Source organism: Chthonobacter albigriseus (assembly GCF_013839445.1).
Taxonomy (GTDB): Bacteria; Pseudomonadota; Alphaproteobacteria; order Rhizobiales; family Pleomorphomonadaceae; genus Chthonobacter; species Chthonobacter albigriseus.
The window spans coordinates 241,100-250,971 of record NZ_JACDIT010000002.1; the positions used below are offsets into that span (position 1 = coordinate 241,100).

8 protein-coding genes are annotated in these 9,872 nt (G+C 67.1%); 6 read left to right on the plus strand and 2 right to left on the minus strand.

The genetic code is table 11. The annotated features are described in order from the left end of the window. The first annotated feature begins 73 nt into the window (after positions 1-73). The 6 genes from HZ321_RS09315 to HZ321_RS09340 all read left to right on the plus strand — a co-directional run bounded on the left by HZ321_RS09315 (position 74) and on the right by HZ321_RS09340 (position 7,603). Positions 74-1,354 (plus strand): ABC transporter substrate-binding protein, encoded by a 1,281-nt coding sequence (locus tag HZ321_RS09315; RefSeq protein WP_181702010.1) that lies wholly within the window; start codon positions 74-76, stop codon positions 1,352-1,354. Between the two features lie 141 nt (positions 1,355-1,495). Then, the gene (locus tag HZ321_RS09320; protein WP_181702011.1) at positions 1,496-2,443 is read left to right on the plus strand and encodes a carbohydrate ABC transporter permease; all 948 of its coding nucleotides are present in this window, start codon (positions 1,496-1,498) and stop codon (positions 2,441-2,443) included. A 1-nt stretch (position 2,444) separates the two neighbouring features. Beyond that, positions 2,445-3,269, plus strand: coding sequence for a carbohydrate ABC transporter permease (locus HZ321_RS09325; protein WP_181702012.1), 825 nt, complete (start codon positions 2,445-2,447; stop codon positions 3,267-3,269). Between the two features lie 58 nt (positions 3,270-3,327). Continuing rightward, positions 3,328-4,989 carry a beta-galactosidase BglA gene (bglA, locus tag HZ321_RS09330; RefSeq protein ID WP_181702013.1) on the plus strand — a complete coding sequence of 554 codons (1,662 nt, stop codon included), beginning with the start codon at positions 3,328-3,330 and terminating at the stop codon, positions 4,987-4,989. Between the two features lie 60 nt (positions 4,990-5,049). Beyond that, positions 5,050-6,153, plus strand: coding sequence for an ABC transporter ATP-binding protein (locus HZ321_RS09335; RefSeq protein ID WP_181702014.1), 1,104 nt, complete (start codon positions 5,050-5,052; stop codon positions 6,151-6,153). A gap of 82 nt (positions 6,154-6,235) precedes the next feature. Next, on the plus strand, positions 6,236-7,603 hold the full coding sequence (locus tag HZ321_RS09340) for a TIGR03808 family TAT-translocated repetitive protein (protein ID WP_181702015.1): 1,368 nt from the start codon (positions 6,236-6,238) through the stop codon (positions 7,601-7,603). Here the strand turns inward: HZ321_RS09340 and HZ321_RS09345 are convergent, their stop codons facing one another. Further along, the gene (locus HZ321_RS09345; RefSeq protein WP_181702016.1) at positions 7,604-8,617 is read right to left on the minus strand and encodes an asparaginase; all 1,014 of its coding nucleotides are present in this window, start codon (positions 8,615-8,617) and stop codon (positions 7,604-7,606) included. A gap of 69 nt (positions 8,618-8,686) precedes the next feature. Continuing rightward, positions 8,687-9,850 (minus strand): aminotransferase, encoded by a 1,164-nt coding sequence (locus tag HZ321_RS09350; RefSeq protein WP_181702017.1) that lies wholly within the window; start codon positions 9,848-9,850, stop codon positions 8,687-8,689. Positions 9,851-9,872 lie beyond the last annotated feature (22 nt).

Consider the following 9,872-nt stretch of genomic DNA (forward strand, 5'->3'; position numbering starts at 1 on the left):
CGGGGTCGAACCCTGGTCAAGCGCGCGGGCGTGGCCCGGAGCAGGAATTCGGGATCCAAGGGAGGAAACACACATGACCAGGTCCAGGAGCCTCATCCGGCTCGTTGCTGTTGCGTTGTCCGCTGGCGTGGCGCTCGGCGCCGTAGCTGCCCGCGCGGAAGAGCTGTCGCTCGTCTCAGGCGCCGTCGGCAACGACCTTGCCGAGCTCGAAGCGCAGCTGAAGATCTTCACGGAAAAGACCGGCCACACCGTCAAGGTCGTGAACATGCCGGCATCGACGACCGACCAGTTCGGCCAGTACCGGCTTTGGCTGTCGGCCGGCAACGCCGACATCGACGTCTACCGCACCGACGTGATCTGGGCGCCGCAGCTGGCCGAGCACTTCGTGGACCTGACCGAGGCGGCCAAGGACGTCGCCAAGGACCATTTCCCGGCGATCATCGAGAGCCAGACGGTGAACGGCAAGCTGGTCGCTCTGCCGATGTTCACCGACGCCCCGGCGCTCTACTACCGCAAGGATCTGCTGGAGAAGTACGGCAAGCAGCCGCCGAAGACCTGGGACGAAATGGCGGCCACCGCCAAGGAGATCCAGGACAAGGAGCGCGAAGCCGGCAGCGCCCAGCTCTGGGGCTTCGTGTTCCAGGCCAATGCCTATGAAGGCCTGACCTGCAACGCGCTGGAGTGGATCAAGTCGTTCGGCGGCGGGCAGATCGTAGAAGCGGACGGCACCATCTCGGTGAACAACGAGAAGGCCGCCAAGGCGCTCGACACGGTGAAGACCTGGGTCGGTTCGATCGCGCCGGAAGGCGTGCTCGCCTACCAGGAGGAGGATGCGCGCGGCCTCTGGCAGACCGGCAACGCCGTGTTCATGCGCAACTGGCCCTACGCCTACGCGCTCGGCAACGGCGACGACAGCGCCGTGAAGGGCAAGTTCGACGTGACGACCCTGCCGGTCGGTGCCGAAGGCGAGAGCTCGGCGGCAACGCTTGGCGGCTGGAACCTGGCGGTGGCCAAGTATTCCACCAAGCAGGAAGCGGCGATCGAGCTGGCGCTCTATCTGGCCTCCGCCGAGGCGCAGAAGTACCGTGCGCTGCAGAATTCCCGCCTGCCGACGATCGAGGCGCTCTACGACGATCCGGAGATCCAGGAGAAGCAGCCGATCATCCCGCGCTGGAAGGAAGTGTTCCAGAACGCCGTGCCGCGGCCGTCGGCGCCGACGAAGACCAAGTACAACGAGGTCTCCAGCGAGTTCTGGACCGCCGTGCACAACACGCTGTCCGGCGACGGTGACGGGGCGACCAACCTGAAGAAGCTGGCCGCCCGGCTGAAGCGTCTGCAGGGCAGCAGCTGGTAAGTCCCGTTCCCGGGATCGCCGTCCGGCGATCCCGCCTCCCGAGCGTTCGCCGGCGGATGATCCCGCTGCCGGCCATGCCGACTCCACCGGTCCGCGCCATCCCGCGCGGGCCGGCCTTCCCGCACGCTGGCGGAGCACCCCATGGCAGGACCGGTCTCACCCCACTCGGAACTCGGGCGGCAACGCATCCTTGCGGCCTGGTGGTTCCTGGCGCCGATGCTCGTCGTCCTCGCGGCCGCGGCCGGATGGCCGCTCCTGAAGACGATCTACTTCTCCTTCACCGATGCGACGCTGAACAACCTGTCCGGCGCGCAGTGGGTCGGGATCCTGAACTACTACGAGTGGCTGGACTATGGCGACGGCACCGGCGAGGCCTTCGGGCTGCTGGCGGACGAGCAGTGGTGGGCGGCGGTCTACAACACCGTGCGGTTCACGCTGATCTCGGTGACGCTGGAGACACTCTTCGGACTCGTCATCGCGCTGGTGCTCAACGCCGAGTTCAAGGGACGCGGCCTGGTGCGCGCCGCCGTGCTCGTTCCGTGGGCGATCCCCACCATCGTCTCGGCGAAGATGTGGGCGTGGATGATGCACGACCAGTTCGGCATCCTGAACGACATGTTCCTGCGCCTGGGCCTGATCTCCGCGCCGATCGCCTGGACCGCCTCGCCGGACACGGCGATGGTGGCGGTGCTGATCGTGGACGTGTGGAAGACGACGCCGTTCATGGCGCTTCTGATCCTGGCCGGGCTGCAGCTGGTGCCGGGCGACATCTACGAGGCGGCCAAGATCGATGGGGTGCATCCGGTCAAGGTGTTCTTCAAGATCACGCTGCCGCTGATCCGGCCCGCCATCCTGGTGGCGGTGATCTTCCGCGCGCTCGATGCGATGCGGGTGTTCGACCTCATATACGTGCTGACGCCGAACAACGATCGGACACGCACCATGTCCGTGTTCGCGCAGGAGAACCTGTTCCAGTTCGACAAGTTCGCCTACGGCTCGGCCGCCTCCACCCTGCTCTTCGTCGTGATCGCGCTGATGGTGATCCTCACCATTAAGCTCGGCCGCATGGATCTGGAAGGGAACGGCTGACATGAAGACCGTCAAGCAGATCCTGTTCTACCTGCTCGTGGTGGTGATCATCGTCCAGGCGGTGTTCCCGTTCTACTACGCCATCGTGACGAGCTTCAAATCCGGCACGTCGCTGTTCCAGGTGAACTACTGGCCGACGCAGTTCCGGTTCGACAACTACGTCAGCGTCCTGACGAGCGGGTCGTTCATGCGGAACGTTCTGAACTCGCTGATCGTCGCCACGACGGTGGTGCTGATCTCGCTGTTCCTGGCGGTGACCGCCGCCTATGCGCTGTCGAGGATCCCGTTCCGTGGCCGCGGGCTCTTGCTGATGACGATCCTGTCGGTGTCGATGTTCCCGCAGATCGCGGTGCTTGCCGGGCTGTTCGAGATGATCCGCGCGGCGGGGCTCTACAACACCCTGTTCGCGCTGATCTTCTCCTACATGATCTTCACCCTGCCCTTCACGGTGTGGGTGCTGACCACCTTCATGCGCGACCTGCCGGTTGAGATCGAGGAGGCGGCGATCGTCGACGGGGCGAGCCCGTGGGTGATCATCACGCGGGTGTTCCTGCCGCTGCTGTGGCCGGCGCTGGTGACCACCGGGCTGCTCGCCTTCATCGCCGCGTGGAACGAGTTCCTGTTCGCGCTGACGTTCGTCTCCAACAACGACACGCGGACTGTGCCGGTGGCGATCGCGCTTCTTTCGGGTGCGACGGAGTTCGAGGTGCCATGGGGCAACATCATGGCCGCGTCGGTGATCGTGACCGTGCCGCTGGTGGTGCTTGTGCTGATCTTCCAGCGGAAGATCGTCTCGGGCCTGACAGCCGGTTCGGTTAAGGGTTGAGCACTTATCTTGCATGGAAGGGGCGCACGCCCCTGCCCTCGAGCCAGTCCGGATCCCGATGAACAAGCCTTTCGCAGCGCCGCTTACCGCCCCTCTGACCTCCGACGCCGCCTGGTGGCGGGGGGCGGTGATCTATCAGATATATCCGCGCTCCTTCCAGGACTCCAACGGCGACGGAATCGGCGACCTGCCGGGCATCACCAGCCGGCTCGGCTACGTCGCGGATCTCGGCGTCGACGCGATCTGGCTGTCGCCGTTTTTCACGTCGCCGATGAAGGACTTCGGCTACGACGTCTCCAACTACCGGGACGTCGATCCGATCTTCGGCACGCTGAAGGACTTCGACGACCTCGTCGCCGAGGCGCATCGGCTGGGCCTCAAGGTGATGATCGACCAGGTGCTGTCGCACACGTCCGACCAGCATCCCTGGTTCGCGGAAAGCCGGAAGGACAAGACCAACCCGAAGGCCGACTGGTTCGTGTGGGCGGACGCGCGGCCGGACGGCACGGCGCCGACCAACTGGCTGTCGGTGTTCGGCGGACCGGCCTGGGAGTGGGACAGCCGGCGCTGCCAGTACTACCTGCACAACTTCCTCGCCTCCCAGCCGGATCTCAACTTCCACAACGAGGAGGTCCAGGCGGCGCTGCTCGACGACGTGCGGTTCTGGCTGGAGCGGGGCGTCGACGGGTTCCGGCTCGACACGGTGAACTACTACTTCCACGACCGGGAGCTCCGGAGCAATCCGCCGCTCGACCGGGAGCAGACCGGCAACGACGCGCCGGCGGTGAACCCCTACGGGCGGCAGCAGCACATCTACGACAAGACCCAGCCGGAGAACATCGGCTTCCTCGTCAAGTTCCGAGCGCTGCTCGACGAATACCCGGGCACGACGGCGGTCGGCGAGGTGGGCGACGGAGACCGCTCGCTCGACACCATGGCCGCCTACACGTCGGGCGGCGACAAGCTGCACATGTGCTACACCTTCGACTTCCTCGGGAGCGGCTACGGGCGGGACTTCTTCCGCGGCACGCTGGAGACCTTCGAGACGAAGGCGCAGTCGGGCTGGCCGTGCTGGGCGTGGTCCAACCACGACGTGATCCGTCATGCCACGCGCTTTGCCGACCGGACCAGCGACCCCGCCCGCATGGCCAAGCTGCTCGGCAGCCTGCTCCTGTCGTTCCGCGGTTCCGCGTGCCTCTACCAGGGCGAGGAGCTGGGGCTCACGGAGGCGGATCTCGCCTACGAGGACCTGGTCGACCCCTACGGCATCCGCTTCTGGCCGGAGTTCAAGGGCCGCGACGGATGTCGCACGCCGATGGTGTGGGAGTCGGGCGCGCCCTACGGCGGGTTCTCGACCGCCAAGCCCTGGCTGCCGGTGCCGCAGGATCATCTGGCGCGGGCGCCGAGCGTCCAGGTGGGCGACAGCGCCTCGATCCACGCGCACTACAGGCGCTTCCTGCATTTCCGGCGCGGCGAGCCCGCTCTGTTCTCCGGCGAGATCGAGTTCCTGGAGAGCGAGGGGGACGTGCTGGCCTTCCTGCGCAAGAGCGGGAACGAGGCCATTCTCTGCGTCTTCAACCTGGATCCAGAGCCAGCCGCCTTCGCGGTGCCGCCTCACCTCAGCGTCACCTCGATCGACGGGCTGGGCTTCACCGCCACGCTGACGGGTGGCGTGGTGAACCTCGGTCCGGAGGACGCCTTCTACGGACGCGTGGCCTGACGATACGGCGGCAGCCCTTCAACGGCTGCCGCATGACAAGAAACCGAATGGGAGGAAACGATGGCCAACCTGAAGCTGACGAACGTCGCCAAGTCCTACGGGAGCGTGAAGGTGCTGCACGGCATCGATCTCACGATCCGGTCCGGTGAGTTCATCGTCTTCGTGGGGCCGTCGGGCTGCGGCAAGTCCACGCTGCTGCGCCTCATCGCGGGGCTGGAGGACATCACCGGCGGGACGCTGGAGATCGACGGTCAGGTGGTCAATGCCCTGCCCCCGTCCAAGCGCGGCATCGCAATGGTGTTCCAGTCCTACGCGCTCTACCCGCACATGACCGTCTACGACAACATGGCCTTCGGCCTGAAGCTCGCCAACACCAGCAAGGAAGACCTCGACAAGCGGGTGCGGGCGGCGGCCGAGATGCTGCAGATCACCCAGTACCTGGACCGGTTGCCGAAGCAGCTCTCGGGCGGGCAGCGGCAGCGCGTGGCGATCGGCCGGGCCATCGTTCGCGATCCCAAGGTGTTCCTGTTCGACGAGCCGCTCTCCAATCTCGACGCGGCGCTCCGGGTGGCCACCCGGATCGAGATCGCCAAGCTGCACGAGCGGATGCACCAGACCACGATGATCTACGTCACGCACGATCAGGTCGAGGCGATGACGCTCGCCGACCGGATCGTGGTGCTCAATGGCGGCAAGATCGAGCAGGTCGGTTCGCCGATGGAGCTCTACCACGCACCTGACAACCTTTTCGTCGCGCGCTTCATCGGCTCGCCGGCCATGAACATCATTCCGGCCAAGATCGAAGCGGGCGGGATGCCTGCAACGGTGAGGCCGCTGAACGGCCAGCCCGTCCAGGTGGACGCGAACGTTCCGGCCTCCGCGGCCGGCAGCGCCGCCACCTTCGGCGTGCGTCCGGAGGACCTGCGGCCGACCGACGGTCCGGGCCTGTTCTCCGGAAACGTGCTGCTGGTGGAAAAGCTCGGCGAGGTCGTGCTCGCCTACATCGACATCGGCATGGAGGAGCCGCTGATCGCCAAGCTCGACGGCGACAGCCAACTGGAGCGCGGGCAGCACATCAGCGTCACCGCCGATGCGGACCGGCTGCACGTGTTCGACGGCAACGGCAAGGCCTACGTCCGCACCCGACGCGCGCTCGCCGCCTGATCTCTGGGCCCGCGGCGTCCCGTTCCGGCACAGCCGACCTGGAACGCGGATTGCTCCGTCTCCTGCCAAGGAGACCGGGCCCATGGATCGACGCGCCTTTCTGTTCGCAACAGCCGCCGCAGCGGTGTCCGGTACCGTACCGGCAGCGGCGGCGCCGGAACGCATCGATCTCGTCGACCTCCGCGGCACGCTGGCGGCCACCGACGCCGGCGTACACCCCGGCGCCGTGGACGACCAGAGCGTCGAGCTTCAGGCTGCGATCGACCGCGCCGCGGCCGAGGCCAAGCCGCTGTTCCTGCCGCCCGGGCGCTACGAGGTGTCGAACCTGACGCTGCCGAGCGGCATGCGCCTCGTCGGCGTTCCCGGACAGACCCGGCTGGTCTACGGCGGCGGCGGGCATCTCGTCTATGCGGCCAACGGCTCCGGCATCAGCCTGGACGGGCTGACCCTCGACGGCGCCAATCGGGCTCTCGGCGACTACGCGCCGGGCCTCGTGCACTTCATGGCGATGGATGACGTGACCCTGGAGCGGTCGGCGGTCATTGGAAGCAGCCGCAACGGACTGGCGCTGGAACGGGTCTCCGGGCGCATCAACGGCAGCCGGATCAGCGGCGCGCGTGACGCGGGCATCTGGTCGGTGGACGGCCAGGGCCTCACCATCACCGACAACCTGGTCGCCGACTGCGGCGACGGCGGCATCCTGGTGCACCGCTGGACCAAGGGCGAGGACGGCACCATCGTCAGCCAGAACCGGGTGGAACGGATCGGCGCGCGGTCCGGCGGCACGGGGCAGAACGGCAACGGCATCAACGTGTTCCGGGCCGACGGGGTGGTCGTCTCCAGCAACCGGGTGGCCGATTGCGCCTTCTCCGCGGTGCGCTCCAACGCGGGCTCGAACGTGCAGATCGCGGGCAACAGCTGCTTCCGGTCGGGCGAGACGGCGATCTACTCCGAATTCGGCTTCGAGGGCGCCATGGTCAGCGGCAACATCGTCGACGGCGCCTCGATCGGCATCTCGATCGCCAACTTCAACGACGGCGGCCGGCTGGCGGTGGTCTCGGGCAACATGATCCGCAACCTGCGGCACGGCGCGCCCTACCCCGACGAGCACGGCCTCGACTTCGGCATCGGCATTTCAGTGGAAGCCGACGCGAGCGTCACGGGCAATGTGATCGACGGAGCCCCGAGCGTCGGGCTGCTGCTCGGCTGGGGGCCATACCTGCGCAACATCGTGGCCACCGGCAACATGATCCGCGACTCCAAGGTGGGCGTCGGCGTCAGCGTGGTGGACGGCGTCGGCGACGTGATGATCGCCAACAACCTGTTCTCCGCCACCCCGGACGGTGCGGTCCGCGGCATGCGCTGGGCCGAGTTCGTTTCGGACGATCTGACCCGTATCGGGACAGCCGACCTGCCGCACATCACGCTCTCGGCCAACCGGATCGGCTGATCAGATCCCGGAGACCGCCGCCGTCGGCCGCAATTCGCCGACGGTGACGCCAGTCCGGTCCTGGATCGCAGGGCGGCGCAGGCTATCGAGGCCGGCCGTCAGGCGATCGTCCAGCCCGGACAGGAAACGCTTCAGCAGATCGGCGGTGACGACTTCGGAGGCGCGCGCGGCGCCGTCGTCGATCTTCACCGCGATCCCGAGCCCCTGTTCAGGCAGTGCGGCGGTGAAGACGCCTTCCGCGCCGGTCTTCACGAACGCCCTTTCACCGAGGAGCGTCATTGCTTTGGTGCAGAACCGGCCGGTGCCGGCGACCATGAACGGCTCGGCCGCGGCGGCCTTGCGGAGACGATCGCAGGCGGCCCTGCGCGCCGGAGACAGCCCGACCCCGGTCGCGAACCGTGCGAAGCCAAGGGCGATCGACTGCAGCGGGATGGCGAAGGTGGGGATCGAGCAGCCGTCGATGCCCATCCGGTCCGAGGCGTGCTTCGCGCCGGTCATCTCCTCACCAGCGGCGACCACGGCGCGCATGACCGGGTGTTCGGCCTTCACGTAGCCAGCGGGGTCCTCGCCGGTGCAGGCGGCGGTGCAGAGAAACCCGGAATGCTTGCCGGAGCAGTTGTTGTGGATGCGGCCGGGGTTCAAGCCGGCGCGGTGCAGCACGGCCTGGTCCTTGCCGCGCTCAGGCCATTGCGGGCCGCACTCAAGGCAGCCCTCGTCGAGTCCGGCCGCGGCCAACATGCGGCGGGCTGTCTCCACGTGGCGCTCCTCGCCGTTGTGCGAGGAGATCGCGAGCGCCAGTTCGGCATTGCCGAAGCCGTATCTGTCCGCCGCGCCGCTCTCGATCAGCGGCAGCGCCTGGAAGGCCTTCACCGCAGAGCGGGGAAACACAGGACGCTCGATATCTCCGACGCCAAGGACGAGCCGCCCGTCTCCGTCGACCACGGCGATGGCCCCGCGATGGCGGCTCTCGACCACGTTCCCACGTGTGACTTCGACCAGAACCGGATTATCCATGAGCCTCACTCCCGACAGCGCGAGAGCCGATAGCATTCCCGCCGCGAGGAGGGAATGGCGCTTTGGCCGTCACGCTGCCCGACGAAGCCAGGTCCGCAGCCGTTCCAGTGCCGTATCCAGCACTTCGTCCTTCTTGCAGAAGCAGAAACGGATGTAGGTGGAGGGCGGGTTCGACGCGTAGAAAGCCGAGACGGGGACCGCGGCGACGCCGGCCTCCCGCGTCATCTTCAGGCAGGCCTCCTTGTCGTCTGCGATGCCGAGCGGGCCGGTGTCCGTGGTGACGAAGTAGGTGCCCTCGGATTTCAGCACCTCGAAGCCGAGGTCGGCGAGGCCGGCCGACAGCCGGTCCCGCTTGGCGGCTAGGCCGGTGGCAAAATCCCGGAAGTAGTCGTCGCCGAGCCTCAGGCCGGCCGCCACGCCCTTCTGCAGGTCGGGCGGCGTGGTGAAGGTCACGAACTGGTGGACCTTGGCGATCGGCGCGAGCAGGTGCGGCGCGGCGGTGATGTAGCCGATCTTCCAGGCGGTCAGCGAGAACGTCTTGCCGGCGGACCCGATCCGCACCACCCGGTCGCGCATGCCGGGAAGCTGCATGGGCGAAACGTGGGTGCGGCCGTCGTAGACGAGGTGCTCGTAGACCTCGTCGGCGATCACGTAGGCGTCGTGCTTGATGCAGAGGTCGGCGATCAACTGCAGCTCGTCGCGGGTGAACACCTTGCCGGCCGGGTTCATCGGGGTGTTGATCAGGATTGCCTTGGTGCGATCGCTGAAGGCGGCGGCGAGCGCATCGGGGTCGAGCGTCCAATGGGGCGGCGTGATGCGGACCAGCTTCGGGATGCCGCCGGCCTGCCGCACGATCGGAAGGTAGCAATCGTAGAGCGGCTCGATCAGGACCACCTCGTCGCCGGGCGCGACGAGACCGATGATGGCGTCGGCGATGGCCTCCGTGGCGCCTGACGTCACCATCACTTCGGAGCGCCAGTCCACGTCCAAGCCATAGAACCGCTTGTTGGTCTCGGCGACTGCCTGGCGCAGGTCCTCGATGCCCATCATCGACGGGTACTGGTTCGGACCCGCCATCAAGGCGTCGGCTGCCGCACGCCGGATCACTTCCGGGCCGTCGACATCGGGAAAGCCCTGGCCGAGGTTGATGGCGCCGGTCTCCACCGCAAGGCGGGACATGACCTCGAAGATGGTGGTCGGCAGACCGGTGAAGATAGGATTGGTGGGTTTCATCGCTCTGGCCACACTCGTCTAC

Bases quoted from the DNA above. Each gene is read 5' to 3' on its own strand.
- HZ321_RS09345 (WP_181702016.1), bottom strand. From the start codon at position 8,617: ATGGATAATCCGGTTCTGGTCGAAGTCACACGTGGGAACGTGGTCGAG.
- HZ321_RS09320 (WP_181702011.1), top strand. From the start codon at position 1,496: ATGGCAGGACCGGTCTCACCCCACTCGGAACTCGGGCGGCAACGCATC.
- bglA (WP_181702013.1), top strand. From the start codon at position 3,328: ATGAACAAGCCTTTCGCAGCGCCGCTTACCGCCCCTCTGACCTCCGAC.
- HZ321_RS09315 (WP_181702010.1), top strand. From the start codon at position 74: ATGACCAGGTCCAGGAGCCTCATCCGGCTCGTTGCTGTTGCGTTGTCC.
- HZ321_RS09335 (WP_181702014.1), top strand. From the start codon at position 5,050: ATGGCCAACCTGAAGCTGACGAACGTCGCCAAGTCCTACGGGAGCGTG.
- HZ321_RS09350 (WP_181702017.1), bottom strand. From the start codon at position 9,850: ATGAAACCCACCAATCCTATCTTCACCGGTCTGCCGACCACCATCTTC.
- HZ321_RS09340 (WP_181702015.1), top strand. From the start codon at position 6,236: ATGGATCGACGCGCCTTTCTGTTCGCAACAGCCGCCGCAGCGGTGTCC.
- HZ321_RS09325 (WP_181702012.1), top strand. From the start codon at position 2,445: ATGAAGACCGTCAAGCAGATCCTGTTCTACCTGCTCGTGGTGGTGATC.